The organism is Achromobacter pulmonis, assembly GCF_002885955.2.
GTDB classification, from domain to species: Bacteria; Pseudomonadota; Gammaproteobacteria; order Burkholderiales; family Burkholderiaceae_B; genus Achromobacter; species Achromobacter pulmonis_A.
Genome location: NZ_POQS01000001.1, coordinates 1,065,823 through 1,080,852, shown reverse-complemented (window position 1 = coordinate 1,080,852; position 15,030 = coordinate 1,065,823). Strand labels below are relative to the sequence as shown.

At 65.6% G+C, this 15,030-nt stretch carries 17 protein-coding genes; 8 read left to right on the top strand and 9 right to left on the bottom strand.

The genetic code is table 11. From position 1 onward, the window contains the following. Window positions 1-14: 14 nt before the first annotated feature. Window positions 15-368: a hypothetical protein gene (locus C1I89_RS05070; protein WP_102771660.1), complete on the bottom strand. Its 354-nt coding sequence runs from the start codon at window positions 366-368 to the stop codon at window positions 15-17. A gap of 211 nt (window positions 369-579) precedes the next feature. On the opposite strand from C1I89_RS05070, the gene C1I89_RS05065 reads away from it, so the two are divergent. Next, window positions 580-879: a hypothetical protein gene (locus C1I89_RS05065; RefSeq protein WP_102771659.1), complete on the top strand. Its 300-nt coding sequence runs from the start codon at window positions 580-582 to the stop codon at window positions 877-879. A gap of 37 nt (window positions 880-916) precedes the next feature. Continuing rightward, a complete protein-coding gene (locus C1I89_RS05060) occupies window positions 917-1,150 on the top strand; it encodes a hypothetical protein (protein WP_102771658.1) in 234 nt (77 codons plus the stop codon). Window positions 1,151-1,191: 41 nt separating this feature from the next. On the opposite strand, the gene C1I89_RS05055 is transcribed toward C1I89_RS05060, so the two are convergent. Both C1I89_RS05055 and C1I89_RS05050 read right to left on the bottom strand, forming a co-directional pair. After that, window positions 1,192-1,413 carry a hypothetical protein gene (locus C1I89_RS05055; RefSeq protein WP_102771657.1) on the bottom strand — a complete coding sequence of 74 codons (222 nt, stop codon included), beginning with the start codon at window positions 1,411-1,413 and terminating at the stop codon, window positions 1,192-1,194. A 55-nt stretch (window positions 1,414-1,468) separates the two neighbouring features. Then, a complete protein-coding gene (locus C1I89_RS05050) occupies window positions 1,469-1,711 on the bottom strand; it encodes a CrpP-related protein (RefSeq protein WP_102771656.1) in 243 nt (80 codons plus the stop codon). A 217-nt stretch (window positions 1,712-1,928) separates the two neighbouring features. Here C1I89_RS05050 and C1I89_RS05045 point away from each other — a divergent pair, with 217 nt between their 5' ends. Then, the gene (locus tag C1I89_RS05045) at window positions 1,929-2,324 is read left to right on the top strand and encodes a YbaN family protein (protein ID WP_102771655.1); all 396 of its coding nucleotides are present in this window, start codon (window positions 1,929-1,931) and stop codon (window positions 2,322-2,324) included. 9 nt (window positions 2,325-2,333) lie between these two features. On the opposite strand, the gene C1I89_RS05040 is transcribed toward C1I89_RS05045, so the two are convergent. Genes C1I89_RS05040 through C1I89_RS05025 form a run of 4 tightly spaced genes read right to left on the bottom strand, consistent with a single transcriptional unit; the run spans window position 2,334 to window position 7,030 of the window. Further along, complete coding sequence (locus tag C1I89_RS05040) at window positions 2,334-4,115, bottom strand: IlvD/Edd family dehydratase (RefSeq protein WP_102771871.1); 1,782 nt, start codon at window positions 4,113-4,115, stop codon at window positions 2,334-2,336. 60 nt (window positions 4,116-4,175) lie between these two features. Continuing rightward, the gene (locus tag C1I89_RS05035) at window positions 4,176-5,189 is read right to left on the bottom strand and encodes a TRAP transporter substrate-binding protein (RefSeq protein ID WP_102771654.1); all 1,014 of its coding nucleotides are present in this window, start codon (window positions 5,187-5,189) and stop codon (window positions 4,176-4,178) included. 21 nt (window positions 5,190-5,210) lie between these two features. After that, the gene (locus C1I89_RS05030; RefSeq protein WP_102771653.1) at window positions 5,211-6,491 is read right to left on the bottom strand and encodes a TRAP transporter large permease; all 1,281 of its coding nucleotides are present in this window, start codon (window positions 6,489-6,491) and stop codon (window positions 5,211-5,213) included. Then, a complete protein-coding gene (locus C1I89_RS05025) occupies window positions 6,488-7,030 on the bottom strand; it encodes a TRAP transporter small permease (RefSeq protein ID WP_102771652.1) in 543 nt (180 codons plus the stop codon). Before C1I89_RS05025 ends, C1I89_RS05030 begins: the two co-directional genes overlap by 4 nt. A 131-nt stretch (window positions 7,031-7,161) precedes the next feature. Between C1I89_RS05025 and C1I89_RS05020 the strand changes: the two genes are divergently transcribed. Then, the gene (locus tag C1I89_RS05020) at window positions 7,162-8,187 is read left to right on the top strand and encodes a LacI family DNA-binding transcriptional regulator (RefSeq protein WP_102771651.1); all 1,026 of its coding nucleotides are present in this window, start codon (window positions 7,162-7,164) and stop codon (window positions 8,185-8,187) included. A 10-nt stretch (window positions 8,188-8,197) separates the two neighbouring features. Here the strand turns inward: C1I89_RS05020 and C1I89_RS05015 are convergent, their stop codons facing one another. Beyond that, a complete protein-coding gene (locus C1I89_RS05015) occupies window positions 8,198-8,461 on the bottom strand; it encodes a hypothetical protein (RefSeq protein WP_102771650.1) in 264 nt (87 codons plus the stop codon). A gap of 99 nt (window positions 8,462-8,560) precedes the next feature. Between C1I89_RS05015 and hemN the strand changes: the two genes are divergently transcribed. Then, a complete protein-coding gene (gene hemN, locus C1I89_RS05010; RefSeq protein WP_102771649.1) occupies window positions 8,561-9,991 on the top strand; it encodes an oxygen-independent coproporphyrinogen III oxidase in 1,431 nt (476 codons plus the stop codon). A 29-nt stretch (window positions 9,992-10,020) separates the two neighbouring features. On the opposite strand, the gene C1I89_RS05005 is transcribed toward hemN, so the two are convergent. Beyond that, window positions 10,021-10,764 carry a response regulator transcription factor gene (locus C1I89_RS05005; RefSeq protein WP_102771648.1) on the bottom strand — a complete coding sequence of 248 codons (744 nt, stop codon included), beginning with the start codon at window positions 10,762-10,764 and terminating at the stop codon, window positions 10,021-10,023. Between the two features lie 603 nt (window positions 10,765-11,367). On the opposite strand from C1I89_RS05005, the gene thrS reads away from it, so the two are divergent. From thrS to gshB, 3 genes are all read left to right on the top strand, one after another. Beyond that, complete coding sequence (gene thrS / locus C1I89_RS05000) at window positions 11,368-13,320, top strand: threonine--tRNA ligase (protein ID WP_102771647.1); 1,953 nt, start codon at window positions 11,368-11,370, stop codon at window positions 13,318-13,320. Between the two features lie 20 nt (window positions 13,321-13,340). Further along, complete coding sequence (gene infC, locus C1I89_RS04995; protein ID WP_102771646.1) at window positions 13,341-13,889, top strand: translation initiation factor IF-3; 549 nt, start codon at window positions 13,341-13,343, stop codon at window positions 13,887-13,889. Between the two features lie 168 nt (window positions 13,890-14,057). Then, window positions 14,058-15,026 (top strand): glutathione synthase, encoded by a 969-nt coding sequence (gshB, locus tag C1I89_RS04990; RefSeq protein ID WP_102771645.1) that lies wholly within the window; start codon window positions 14,058-14,060, stop codon window positions 15,024-15,026. Window positions 15,027-15,030 lie beyond the last annotated feature (4 nt).

Here is a 15,030-nt window from a genome sequence, read left to right as displayed (position 1 = left end):
CCGCGGGGCCAGCGTCAGCGGCCGAACTCGTTGGTCTTGTGGCCGCCGCTGCCGGCCTGGCCTCCCGGTATTTTTCCGTCGGGCGCGGGGTTGGCCCGCGAGCCCTTGACGGTGCCCTGGCCGCGTATCTGCTGGGGCTCGCGCTCGGCCGGGCCGGCCGCGGGGGCAGGCGGTTTGGGCGGCGTGGGGCCCGCGGTGTCCGGGCCCTGGCCGTCGGGTCCGGCCTGCTTCGGGACCGGCGCCGATTGTTTGCCGGCCTCCTGGCGGGCGCCGGACTGGTTCTGCGGCTGGGCATGCAGCCGGGTCGTCGACGGATACAGCGCGGCCAGCGCCAGCGGTATGGCCAGGAATGCGCGAGCGGGTTTCATGGCGGTCTCTCCATAATGAATCCCGGCTGCGGAGCAAATGCCGTTCCGGCGGCTCCACGCGTTACCAGCTTGTATCAAGCGCTACCGAGGGTCCGGCAAGCGCGCCGATCTGCACATTTTTGTAGGAATAGGGTGGGCCCTGTAACGCGCCGTCTTATTTGGCGGGCGGGTTGAATCTATGCTGCGGGCGAGCAGTTCTCGCGAGGTAATCATGAAAAAAATAACGTTGCTCTGTGTTGGAGCGTTTATCGGGTGCGCCGCGGTCTCCATGCCGGCGATGGCCGACCACGATGACCATCGGGACTATTATTACGGCGGCCATCATGGCGGCAAGTACAAGCAGGAATACTGGGACGGAAACTGCAAGGTCGAGCGCAAGTGGAAGCGCAACGGCGACTACAAGGAAGAGCGCAAGTGCAAGGCGCCGCGGCCCGTGGTCTATCCCGCCTATCCGCAGCCTGTGTACCCGCAGCCGGGCGTCGTCATTCAGGGCACCGCCGTGATTCGCTAGGCGGTAAGATGGCTGTTCCACGGCATGGAGGTGCACGATGGAAACAGGCAATCCACCCGCCTACCGGAGCACGCTGGTCGTGCAGCCCGGGCGCGGCGGCAAGTATGAATGGGAAATCGTGACGCGTTCCGCCCGCACGGGCGACGTCGTCCGTGTGGAGCGGGGCGAGGACCTGGCCTACGACAACTGGGACGCCGCCATCGAGGCCGGCAACAAGGCGGCGCTCGACTACCGGCCGGACGATCCGCCCGTGCTGCGGCTGCCTGACTGAAGCGGCGCGCCGGCCGCGCACGGCGGCCGGTCTTTTGCGGTTCAGCGCTTGCGCTGCGCCTCGTGCAGCAAGTGGCTCACGTGGCCGTAGCCCGGCCGGCGGCTGATTTCTTTCATGTACTGGCGCAGTTCGTCTTCGGCCGACGGCATTTCGCCGCGGCCGGCGGGCGTCAGCAGCCTGGCGTCCGGGTGCTGCAGCTTGCCCCTCCATTCGGCCGAGTTTTCATCGCGCGAAAAAGGGGAGTTCCGGTCGAGTTTTCCCATTACCATCTCCTGGGCGATTGAAGAAAGCGGCTCGGGGCCGGGCGGCCCCGCAGGTTCACTGCGCGCGGCGAGCGACCGCGCGCGGCACGTATCGCTGGCCATCGCCTGGCGGTTGTTTCCATTTCTTGGTCTGTGCCATCCAACCGGCTTCCCAGGCTTCGACCTTGTCGCGCCATTGCGCGATGGATTCCCCCGTGTGGGCCGGCATGGCCTGGGCACGGTAGTAAGGGCAGTCCCACAAGGTCAATCCGTCGCGGGCGGCTTGCGCGCCCAGCTTTTGGATGTCGTCGCGTTGCATTGCAAAACCCTCCAAAAGTAAACGATTGGGGGGTTTAGTATGGAGGCAAAGCGCAATAGTTCGCAATAGTGTTGGGATACTATCCCGACTGGCCGTCATGCACTGCTACGGTATATTGCGGTGTTTCTTCAGATACGGACTCGCAACCCATGGGTCAGACCGCCCGGGCCAATTTCCAGTCTTCCGTCCGGCGCCCGGCGGCCCGCCGCCGACTGCCATGATGAGAGTGCTGTGGCTATGCCTGGGCTGCCTGATGCTGGCGTTGGGCATCATCGGCGCGTTTCTGCCGGTGATGCCTACGACCATCTTCCTGATCCTGGCGGTGGGCTGCTTTTCGCGCTCGTCCCCCAGGCTGGAAAAATGGCTGCTGGACAGCCCCACCTACGGGCCCGCGCTGCGCGCCTGGCGCGACCAGGGCGCCGTGTCGGCCAAGGGCAAGACCTATGCCTGCCTGGGCATGGCGCTCGGATACGTGCTTTTCTGGTGGGGCGCGGACCCGTCCTGGCAACTGGGGGCGGCGGTCGCGGTTTTCTTCGTGGCCAGCGCCGCCTATGTCCTTACCCGGCCGTCGCCGCGCCCGTCCGCCGCGGATGAAAAGCCGCCCGGCGCATAGGCGCCGGTCTCAGTGCGAATGCCTGGGGTCGCCGCGGGTTTCCACGACCTTCAGGTACAGCGTGGCCGGCTCCAGGCAGCCGCCGGTCGATAGTTGGCCCACCCATTGCCGGTACAGTTCCTGCCACGGCGTCTGCGACGCGGGCGCCTGGTAGCCGGGTTCCTGGCTGCGGCGCGCCATTTCGGTTTCGTCCACCAGCGCCGTGACCGTGCGCTGGTTCAGGTCGACGCGGATGCGGTCGCCGGTGCGCAGCAGCGCCAGGCCGCCGCCCACAGCGGCCTCGGGCGACATGTTCAGGATCGACGGGCTGGCGGAAGTGCCGCTCTGGCGGCCGTCGCCCATGCAGGGCAGGTCATCGATGCCGCGCCTGATCAGGGCCGCAGGCGGCGCCATGTTGACGACTTCGGCGCTGCCGGGGTAGCCCACGGTGCCGGCGCCGCGGATCACCAGTATGCAGCGCTCGTCGATGTTCAGCGCCGGGTCGTCGATGCGCGCGTGGTAGTCCTCGGGGCCTTCGAACACGATGGCGCGCGCCTCGAAGGCGTTTTCCGACCCCGGCTGCGACAGATAGGCGCGGCGGAAGTCGTCGCCCACCACCGACATCTTGATGATGGCGCTGTCGAAGAAGTTGCCCGACAGGACGATGAAGCCGGCGCGGTGCTTCAGCGGCCGGTCGCAGCTGCGGATCACGTCGGCGTCATGGGGTTTGGCCGCGGCGGCGATCTCGCCTATGGTCTTGCCCGACACCGTGGCGCAGCCGGTGTGCAGGCGGCCGGCGGCGGCCAGTTCGTGCAGCACGGCGGGAACGCCGCCGGCGCGGTGAAAGCCTTCGCCCAGGTGTTCGCCGGCGGGCACGCAGTTCACCAGCAGCGGCACGTCTTCGCCCAGCCGCTGCCAGTCGTCCAGGCTGAGATCGATGCCGGTGTGCCGGGCGATGGCGATGAGGTGGGGCGGGCAGTTGCTGGACGCGCCCAGCGCCGAGGCCACGACGATGGCGTTCTCGAAGGCCTCGCGCGTCAGGATGTGGGACGGGCGCAGGTCTTCGCGCACCATGTCGCAGATGCGCACGCCGGTGGCGTAGGCCATCTGACCGCGTTCGCGATAGGGCGCCGGGATGCTGGCGCAGGTGGGCAGCGACATGCCCAGGGCCTCGGCCAGCGAGTTCATCGACAGCGCCGTGCCCATGGTGTTGCAGTGGCCGATGGAGGGCGACGAGGCGGTGGCCAGAGTCATGAAGCCTTCGTAGTCGAGCTTGCCGGCGGCCATGAGCTTGCGGGCATGCCAGATGACCGTGCCAGAGCCCACGCGCTGGCCGTCGTGCCAGCCGTCGAGCATCGGGCCGCCCGACAGCACGATCGCGGGTATGTCTATGGTGGCCGCGGCCATGAGGCAGGCCGGCGTGCTCTTGTCGCAGCCGGTGGTCAGCACCACGCCGTCCAGCGGATAGCCGTGCAGGATCTCGACCAGCCCCAGATAGGCCAGGTTGCGGTCCAGCGCGGCCGTGGGACGGCGGCCCTGTTCGGCCAGCGGGTGCACGGGGAATTCCATCGGAATGCCGCCGGCGTCGCGGATGCCGGCGCGGATGCGTTCGGCCAGCGCCAGGTGGTGGCGGTTGCACGGCACCAGGTCGCTGCCGGTCTGGGCGATGCCGATGATGGGGCGGCCCGATTGCAGTTCCTGCCGGGTCAGGCCGTAGTTGAGATAGCGCTCGACGTAGATGGCGGTCATGTCGGCGTGGGTGGGGTCGTCAAACCATTTCTGGCTGCGCAGTTTGCGGGGATTGTGCGGCATGGACATCTCGCTCTATGGTTGCGTGGCCGCCCGGCGCGGTCCGGGCGGCCGGAAACCGGGTCAGTTGCGCGCCTTCCCGATTTCGTCGTTCAGCTGCTTGATCAGTTCGGGGCCGAGTTCCTGCGTGTACTTGTCGACCACCGGCTGCACCGTCTGGCGCATGCGCGCCACTTCCTGTTCAGACACAGTATTGATCTTCATGCCGGCCGATTCCAGGATGCCCATGGCTTTCTGGGAATCGGCGCGGCTGTCCTTGCGTTCGAAATCGCGCGACGAGGCGGCGGCCTGGCGGATCAGCCGCTGTTCGTCGGCCGACAGGCCGTCCCACCATTTCTTGGACGCCAGCACCACCCACGGTGTATAGACGTGACGGGTGATGGTCAGGTAGGGCTGCACCTCGTAGAACTTGCTGCTCTGGATGGTGGTGATGGGGTTTTCCTGGCCGTCCACGGTGCGCGTCTCCAGCGCCGTGAACAGTTCCGAGAACGGCATGGGCACGGCGTTAGCGCCCAGCGCGTTGAACACGCCGAGCGCGATCTGGTTCTGCATGACGCGCAGCTTGATGCCTTGCAGGTCTTCGGCGCGCACGATGGGGCGCTTGGAGTTTGTCAGGTTGCGAAAGCCGTTTTCCCAGTACACCAGCCCGACCAGGCCCTTGGCTTCCAGCTTTTTCAGCAGGTCCTGGCCGAGCGGGCCGTCGAGCACGGCGTCGGCTTCTTTTTCGCTGTTGAACAGGAACGGCAGGTCGAACATGCCGAACTCCTTGACCATGCCGGCCAGCGGCGCGGTCGAGCCCACCATCATTTCCTGGACGCCGCCGACCAGCGCGCCTTGCATCTGTTCGTCCGAACCCAGGCTGGCCGAGCCGAAGGTTTTCATCTTGAGCTTGCCGTCGCTGATTTTCTGCAGTTCCTGCGCCAGGTGGCGCGCGGCGCGGCCCTGGACGCTGTCTTCGTTCAGGCCGTAGCCGAAACGGATCAGGCGCGGTTTGACGTCGGCGGCCGAAGCGGCGGCGACGGTGCAGCACAGCGTCGCGGCCAGGGCCAGGGTGCGGGTCTTGAAACGGGTGATCATGGTGCTCCTCCTTGGATTTTTCTAATGCATCCAGCGTGCAGGGACGGTGATCAGTTCAGGGAAGATCACCAGCAGGATCAACAGCAGCGTGTAGGCGACGACATAGCGCCACACGCCTTTGATGATGGTTTCCATATTGATGCGGGCGACGCCGCAGACCACGTTGAGCACGGTGCCGACCGGCGGCGTGAGCAGGCCCACACAGCCCACCATGACGAACATCACGCCGAAGTAGACGGGGTCGATGCCGGCCTTGGTGACCACCGGCATCAGCACCGGCGCCAGGATCAGGATGGTGGGCGTGAGGTCCATCACCGTGCCCACCAGCGTCAGCAGGATGAGCAGCGCGAACATCAGCAGCTTGGGCCGGTCCAGCACCGGGTCCAGCAGCGCGATGAGGTCTTCGGGCATGTCGGCCAGCGTGATCATGTAGGAGGACACCATGGCGGCGGCCACCAGGAACATGACCACGGCGGTGGTGCTGGCGGCGTTGACGAATAGCGGCGCCAGATCGCGCAGGCCGATTTCGCGGTAGACGAACAGGCTGATCAGCAGCGCGTAGACCGCCGCGACGACGGCCGCCTCGGTCGGGGTGAAGATGCCGCCGCGCAGCCCGCCTATGATGATGACCGGCAGCATCAGGGCCCACAGCGATTCGCGCAGCGCGCGGGCGCGCTCGCCCCAGGAGGCGCGCGGCGCCGGCCCGGCGCCGCCATGCCGGCGCGCCACCCAGGCCCATACCGCCACCAGGGTCAGGCCCATCATCAGCCCGGGTGCGATGCCGGCGAAGAACAGCTTGGTGATGGAAACGTTGGTGGCGACGCCGAAGATGATGAAGGCGATCGACGGCGGAATGATGGGGGCGATGATGCCGCTGGCGGCGATCAGCCCCGAGGCCTGGCCCGCGTCGTAGCCTTTTTCGCGCAGCATGGGAATCAGCAGGGAACCCAGCGCCGCGGCGTCGGCGACGGCCGAGCCCGACAGGGCCGCCAGCAGCACGCTGGCGAAGATGGCGACATAACCCAGGCCTCCCCGTATGTGTCCCACCAGCAAGGTGGCCAGATTGACGATGCGGCGCGAAATGCCGCCGGCGTTCATCAGTTCTCCGGCCAGCATGAACAGGGGCACCGCCATGAGCGTGAAGCTGTTGGCGCCCGACAGCATGTTCTGTGCCAGGATCTGGGTGTCGAAGAAGTCCAGCTGGACCATCAAGGCGATCGCGCTGAGCAGCAGCGCGAAGGCGATGGACTGGCCCAGGGCGATCAGCCCCAGCAGCACGAACAGGAACAGGGCGAGGGTCATTCCTGGCCTCCCGCATGGCCGGGAGGCAGGGGCAGGGGGCCGCCGGCCAGCACCCGCGCCAGATCGGCCAGCGTCAGCAGGCCCATCGCGACCGCGGCATAGAGCGTGGCTGCGTTGAACGCCGCCAGCGGCATGCCGGTGACGGGCAGCGCCGTGTCCAGGCCAATGACGGTCTGGGTCCAGCTGCCATCGGCCATCAGCCAGAGCACCCACAGGATCAGCAGCTGGCTGAAAACGTGCGCGGCGCGGCGCGCGCCCGGGCCGAGGCGTTCGACCAGCATGGTGACGCCGATGTGCTGGTGGCTGCGCAGCGCGATCACCGAGCCCAGGAAAATCATCCAGACGAAGGCCAGGCGGGAGATCTCGTCCGATACGTTGATGCCGGAATTGAACAGGTAGCGCAGCGCCACATTGCCGAACAGCAACACCACCATTACGGCCAGACAGGCCGCCATCAGCCAGGTCTGCAACGCGAAGCACCAGTCGGCAGCGCGGGCCAGCGGCGAACCGCCAGGCCGCCCCGGTGGGAAGGCTCGCATGGTTTGTCTCCTCTGCGTCGTGCGGAATTTTTGGCTTATGCTGCCGAAAATGTTAGCGCTAACATTTTTGCTTTGGCAAGCCTTTGTTTTTTGGGTCAGACTACGCGCTCGCCAACTCATGCCGAGGACAAATGTCCGTCCGTAAACCCCGAAGCCCGCACGCCGGGCGCGTCACCATGCAGGATGTCGCGCGCCGCGTCGGCGTCAGCGCCATTACGGTGTCGCGCGCCTTGCGCACGCCGGACAAGGTGGCCGAGGCGCTGCGCCTGCGCATCGCGCAGGCATGCGAGGAGCTGGGCTATGTTCCCAATCACGCCGCCAGCGCGCTGGCGTCGGCGCGCTCGCAGACCATCGTGGTGCTGATTCCGTCGCTGAGCAACGTGGTGTTCGTGGACATCCTGGCCGGCATCAAGGAAGTGCTGGACCGCCACGGCTACCACATGCTGATCGGCGTGACCGGCTATGGCCCGGACGAGGAGGAAGGCCTGCTGCGCAAATACCTGCAGCATTCGCCCGACGGACTGATCCTGACCGGCATCGACCACAGCCCCAGCGTATGGGAGCTGCTGCGCGCGCGCGGGCTGCCCACGGTGCACACCATCGAAACCCTGGACGGCGGCGAGCACATGAGCGTCGGCTTCTCGCAGTTCGATTCGGGCTACGCCGCCGGCCGCCACCTGGTCGAGCGCGGCTGCCGGCGCATCGGCATCGTGGGCGCGCAGCTGGACCCGCGTTCGCTGCGCCGCTGCGAGGGTTGCCGCCAGGCGCTGCGGGACGCGGGCCTGTACGACGCGGCGCTGGAGATCATGACGCCGGAAAAATCGTCCATCGGCCTGGGCGCGTCATTGCTGCAGGACCTGCATGCCGCCCATCCCGATTGCGACGCGGTCTTTTTCTGCAATGACGACCTGGCCCAGGGCGCGGTGTTCCAGTGCGGCCGGCTGGGCCTGGCGGTGCCGCAGCGCATGGCCATCGTGGGTTTTCACGACCTGGCCGGTTCGGCCTGGACCACGCCGCCGCTGTCGACCATCGCCACGCCCCGCTACCAGATCGGCGCGGCCGCGGCCGGGCTGCTGATGCGGCACCTGGCGGGCGAGGCCGTCGCCGAACGCCACGTGGACCTGGGGTTCACGCTGGTCCAGCGCGAAACCAGCTGAACGCCGCTGGCTACGCCTCGCCGCCCGGTTCGGGCGTCTGGGTGAAGGCCCGCACCAGGCGGGCGATGCCGTCGAGTTCGTCGTGCGCGCCGGCGACCCATTCGGGCGTTTCGAAGGGGCTGTCGGAAGGGGTGTCGTCCAGGCTGGCCTTCAGGTCGCCGAGCAGTTCCAGCGCCATGTCGGTGGCCTGGGGGCTGCTGCGGGTGGACAGGGCGATGGCGATCGCCAACGCCTGGCGCATGGCCAGAAGGCGGCCATCCAGTTCGGTGCCCATGGGATTTCCTTATCGTGAGACTTGAATGGCCTCATTTTAAGGGCCTGGTTTTGCGCCAGATCAAATGAGGCGGGCCGGCGCAGGCGAATAATCCGGAGTATGCAAGCCGCTCCCCGTCCTCAACCGTCCGAAGCCCAGGCGCCCGCGGTCGCCAAGCCCCTGTTTCCGCCCCAACTGCTGGCAAGGCTGGACAAGAACGGGCCGCGTTACACCTCTTATCCCACTGCCGACCGGTATCACGCCGGTTTCGGCGAACTGGACTACCGGCTGGCCCTGCGGCAGCGGCGGGCGACCAGCCCGGATGAACCGCTCTCGCTGTATGTGCACATCCCTTTCTGCGAGTCGGTCTGTTATTACTGTGCCTGTAATAAGGTGATCACGCGTCACCATGACCGCGCCGCCCGCTACCTGGACGCGCTGGCCGCCGAGATCGGCCTGCACGTGCGCGAACTGGGCGAGGGCGTGCCGGTCTCGCAGCTGCATTTCGGCGGCGGCACGCCGACCTTTCTCTCCGACGCCGAGCTGGACCGCCTGATGGCGGACCTGCGCCGCGCCTTCCGCTTCGAACCCGACGCGGAGCTTTCCATCGAGGTCGATCCGCGCACCGCCACGCCCGAGCGGCTGGCCTATCTGCGCCGGCTGGGCTTTAACCGCCTGAGCTTCGGCGTGCAGGATTTCGACGCGCGCGTGCAGGCGGCGGTGCATCGGGTGCAGTCCTTCGAGTCGGTGGAGGCGCTGGTGCGCAGCGCCCGCGAGCTGCGCTATGACTCGGTCAACGTGGACCTGATCTACGGCCTGCCGCTGCAGACCGCGGAATCGTTCGGCCGCACCATCGAGCAGGTCATCGCGCTGCGGCCCGACCGTATCGCGCTGTATGCCTATGCCCATCTGCCCACGCGCTTCAAGCCGCAGCGCCGCATCAACGAGATCGACCTGCCGCCCCGCGCCACGCGGGTGGGCCTGCTCAGCGCCGCCATCGACGGCTTCCTGAAGCAGGGTTATTCGTACATCGGCATGGACCATTTCGCCCTGTACTCCGATTCGCTGGCCGTGGCCAAGCGGCGCGGCGAGCTGCATCGCAACTTCCAGGGCTACAGCACGCAGCCCGACCGCGACCTGGTCGCGCTGGGCGTGTCGGCCATCGGCCGCATCGGCGACACCTACAGCCAGAACGCCAAGGACCTGGACACCTATTACGCGGCCATCGAGTCCGGACGCTTCGCGGTGGAAAGAGGCCTGGCGCTGAGCGAGGACGACCTGGTCCGGCGCGAGATCATCATGGACATCATGTGCCAGGGGCGCGTGGACTTCGCGCGCATCGAGGCGCGCCACCGCCTGTGCTTCGGCGACTACTTCAGCCCCGAACTGGAGCAGATGACCAGCCTGGCCGAACTGGGCCTGGTCGAACTGCAGCAAGGCGCGCTGCGCGTGACCGGCCTGGGCTGGTATTTCGTGCGCGCCGTGGCCATGGCCTTCGACGGCTACCTGCAATCGGCCGCCAGCGGGGCCAGCTACTCCCGCATCATCTAAGAGACCGATAGCGGGAGCGGCGGGGCGCTTCATTCGATCGCGAACTTCTCGCGCAGGTACAGGGCCAGCGACAAGTCGTCGGACAGCTGCAGCTTGCGCATCGCGCAGCGTTTGTGCGTGCTGATGGTCTTCTTGCTGCGCACCAGCCGCGCCGCGATCTGTGTCACCGAAAAGCCCTGGCTGATGTGGCGCAGGATCTCCACTTCCGAGGTGGTCAGCGATTCGTGCGGGGCGGTGGGCTCTTGCGAGTGGACCCGGCCGTCGCGCACGGTCAGGAACTTGTGCTTGCCGCTGAGCACGCCTCGGATCATTTCGGGCAGCAGGCTCAAACCCCATTTCTTGGCCATGTAGCCGTTTGCCCCCGCCCGGAAGGCGGCGTACTGGGTTTCCTGGCGGTTGCCGGCCGAGAATGTGATGATCGCCATGTTGGGGTGATAGCGGCGCAGGCGCCGCAGATAGCTCACGCCGTCCCAGAGATCCTGCGGCAGGTAGAAATCCACCAGGGCTACGTCGCAAGGCGTGTGGGACAGCTTTTCCAGTAACGATCGGGCCGAGGTTTCCTGGTGCAGGACCCGGAAGCCGGACCGGCTTTCGAGATAGGCGCTTACGCCCACGGCGATGACCGGGTGGTCGTCCAGGACGGCCACGTTGACCACCGGGGGCAGGCGCGACAGCAGCAGGTGTTGGCGGGCTTCCGGCAGATTGCCGGTTTCGGGACGCGCGGGGCTGGAGGAATTGAGTGCCGCGGTGCGGGGCGCTGGAATAGGTTTCATCTTGTGCTTTCCGCTGTTTTGGTTGGGGCGGAATGCCGGAGGCCGGCTCCGCGCTGAGTTCGCTGTTGGTCCTAGATTGGTAGCAGCCAGATTACGTTTTCGGCCGGCTGTTCGCACTGGAAATGCGCTGATTTCGGACCGTTGTACTGTTTGACTTTTCCTGGCGGTAAATATGGCCTATGACGATTAAAGTTTGGTTACAATACAAAAATAATGGATACACGACAAGCCGCCAGACGCAGATTTCGGCATCGAGTCGGCGGACGGCGGTACGGACAGGTCGGAGTCCTAGGGCTGGATGTCGCGCTTTCGCCACGGAAAAGGCGGCATTAGTGCTACAATCGGGTCAGATAAACGAATTTTGGTTACGCGCGTTTCAAGCGCGAGCCACACAGGCACCGCACCATGCTTTACCCGCTGGCACGAACTACGACCCGGAACTTTCGCCCTATGTCGCGTTAGTGTTTTCGTGCGTCGGGTTTCTCCGTGTCAGGTCAGCGGCAGAACTCAGCAAGACAATCCAAAGAACGCGGCTTCCAGGCCGCGTTTTTCGTTTCCGTTTTTTGATTTTTCAGTTTCCAGAACCTCCAGGAAAGACTCCCGATGGTACAGATCACATTGCCCGATGGTTCGCAGCGCCAATATCCGGGGCCGGTAACGGTCGCTGAAGTGGCGCAGTCGATCGGCACGGGCTTGGCCAAGGCCGCCCTGGGCGGGCGCGTCACGTTCGAAGGCGAGCAATCCCGGCTGGTCGACACCAGCTTCCGCATCGAAGGCGACGCAAGCCTGGCGATCGTGACCGCCAAGGACGCCGACGGCCTGGATCTGATCCGCCATTCCACGGCCCACCTGCTGGCCTATGCCGTCAAGGAGCTGTTCCCGGACGCCCAGGTCACTATCGGCCCGGTGATCGACAACGGCTTCTACTACGATTTCTCGTACAAGCGTCCCTTCACGCCCGAAGACCTGGCCGCCATCGAAAAGAAAATGGCCGAACTGGCCAAGAAGGACGAAACCGTCACGCGCGAAGAGTGGTCGCGCGACGACGCCGTCGAATTCTTCAAGGGCATCGGCGAAAAGTACAAGGCCGAGATCATCGCCTCGATCCCCTCGAACGAGACGCTCAGCCTGTACCGCGAAGGCAACTTCATCGACCTGTGCCGCGGCCCCCACGTGCCGTCCACCGGCAAGCTGAAGGTCTTCAAGCTGATGAAGGTGGCCGGCGCCTACTGGCGCGGCGACAGCAAGAACGAGATGCTCCAGCGCATCTACGGCACCGCCTGGGCCACCAAGGAAGAACAGGACGCCTATCTGCACATGCTGGAAGAGGCCGAACGCCGCGACCACCGCAAGATCGGCCGCGAGCTCGACCTGTTCCATTTCCAGGACGAGGCCCCGGGCCTGATTTTCTGGCACCCCAAGGGCTGGACCCTGTGGCAGCAGGTGGAGCAGTACATGCGCTCCGTCTACCGCGACAATGGCTACCAGGAAGTGAAGGCGCCGCAGATCCTGGACATTTCGCTCTGGAAAAAGACCGGCCACTGGGACAACTACCGTGAAAACATGTTCACGACCGAGTCCGAGAACCGTGTCTACGGCCTCAAGCCCATGAACTGCCCGGGCCATGTGCAGATCTTCAACGCCGGCCTGCATTCCTATCGCGAACTGCCGCTGCGCTACGGCGAATTCGGCCAGTGCCACCGCAACGAGCCCTCGGGTTCGCTGCACGGCATGATGCGCGTGCGCGGCTTTACGCAGGACGACGGCCACATTTTCTGTACCGAAGAACAGCTCCAGGACGAATGCGCCGACTTCACGGCGCTGCTGCAGAAGGTCTACCGCGACTTCGGTTTCACCGAGGTGCTGTACAAGGTCGCCACGCGTCCGGAAAAGCGCATCGGTTCGGACGAGGTCTGGGACACGGCCGAGGCGGCCCTGATGGAGAGCCTGCGCCGCACCGGCTGCGAATTCGAGATTTCGCCGGGAGAGGGCGCTTTCTACGGTCCCAAGGTGGAATACACCCTGAAAGACGCCATCGGCCGCCACTGGCAGTGCGGCACGATCCAGGTCGATTTCTCCATGCCCGTGCGCCTGGGCGCCGAGTACGTGGACCAGAACGACCAGCGCCGTCCGCCGGTCATGCTGCACCGTGCGATCCTCGGTTCGCTGGAGCGTTTCATCGGCATGTTGATCGAAAACCACGCCGGCGCCATGCCGCCCTGGCTGGCTCCGGTGCAGGCCGTGGTGTGCTGCATTTCCGAGCCTTCGGCCGATTATGCGGCCCAAATCACGCAAAGCCTGAAAAAACAAGGCTTTAGAGTGGAGTCCGATTTGCGCGGTGAAAAAATCACTCGTAAAATTCGGGAACACAGCCTGCAAAAGGTTCCGTACATCCTGGTCGTCGGCGACAAGGAAAAACAAAACGGCACCGTCGCCGTCCGCGGGCTGGGTGGTCTGGACCTCGGCGCCATCGCCATCGACGAATTCGTCGCGCGACTGGCCGAGGACGTCGCCACCCGCCGCGACGTCAATCAACCCGATAGCAGCGCTGCTTAACATTTCTAGGAGCTTTCAACATCGCCACTGAAAAAGCCAATCGCATCAACGGTGAAATCCGCGTCCCCGAGGTGCGCCTGATAGGTCTGGACGGAGAACAGCTCGGCATCGTCAAGATCGCCGAAGCGTTCCGTCTTTCCGAGCAAAGCGACGTGGATCTGGTGGAAATCGCGCCGAACGCCGAGCCGCCGGTCTGCCGTTTGATGGACTACGGCAAGTTCAAGTACCAGGAGCAGAAGCGCCAGGCTGAAGCCCGTTCCAAGCAGAAGGTCATCCAGGTCAAGGAAGTCAAATTCCGTCCGGCCACCGACGAGGGCGACTACCAGGTCAAGCTGCGCAACCTGCGCCGCTTCCTCGAAGAAGGCGACAAGGCCAAGGTGACGCTGCGTTTCCGGGGCCGCGAAATGGCCCACCAGGAACTCGGCATGCGGGTACTCGAACGTGTGCGCGACGATCTGCTGGAACTTGCCCAGGTCGAAGCCATGCCCAAGCTCGAAGGCCGTCAGATGGTCATGGTGCTGGCGCCCAAGAAGAAGGCCGCGCCCTCGGGCAAGTCCGAATCGGCCTGAGCGCCGGGAGGCGCCCTTAGCCGGGATCGCCTTCAGCACGGTTGCCCGTAGAACCCGCCGTCCGCGCCGTGGACCGGCGGGTTCGCTTATTGGGCGGCTCTGCGCTACGATGTCAAAAAGAAAGCCGCCTTCCCGCGAGGGAAGGCGGCGTCCGTTCAGGGTGTCGCGATGCACGTATTGTTCGTTTTGGATCCCTTGCCGCTGCTCAAGGCGTACAAGGACAGCTCGGTTGCCATGATGCGCGCCCTGGTCGCGCGCGGCCACACGCTCAGCGTGGCCATGCAGGGCGACCTCTACATCGAGGAAGGCACGGTCAAGGCCGTGACCACCCCCATCGAACTGGTCGCGGACGCCGATCTGCACGGCCACGACTGGTGGCGCGAATCCGCGGCGCAGGACCTGCCGCTGGCGGATTTCGGCGCGGTCGTCATGCGCAAGGACCCGCCGTTCGACATGGAATACGTGTATTCCACCCACCTGCTCGAATATGCCGAGGCGCAGGGCGCCCGGGTGTTCAACGGCGGCGCCGCGATCCGCAACCATCCGGAAAAGCTGGCGATCACCGAAATCAGCGAGTTCACCGCGCCCACGCTGGTGACCCGCAACATGGCGCGCCTGAAAGCCTTCCACGACAAATACCAGGACGTCATCGTCAAGCCGCTGGACGGCATGGGCGGCACCGGCGTGTTCCGGCTCCAGCCCAAGGACCCGAACCTCAACGCCATCCTGGAAACCCTCACCGAAGACGGCGCGCGCACCATCATGGCGCAGCGCTACATTCCCGAGATCGTCAACGGCGACAAGCGCATCCTGCTGATCGGCGGCGAGCCGGTGCCATATTCGCTGGCCCGCATTCCGCTGGCCGGCGAAACCCGCGGCAACCTGGCGGCTGGCGGGCGCGGCGTGGCGCAGGAGCTGTCGCCGCGCGACCGCGAAATCGCCGAGGCCGTGGCGCCCAGGTTGGCCGCGCGCGGCCTGTTGTTGGTCGGCCTGGACGTCATCGGCGATTACGTCACCGAAGTCAACGTCACCAGCCCCACCTGCTTTGTCGAAATCGCGGAACAGACCGGATTCGACGTCGCGGGCATGTTCGTCACGGCGCTGGAACGGGCTGTGGCGGGCAAGACCGCGGCCTGAGCCG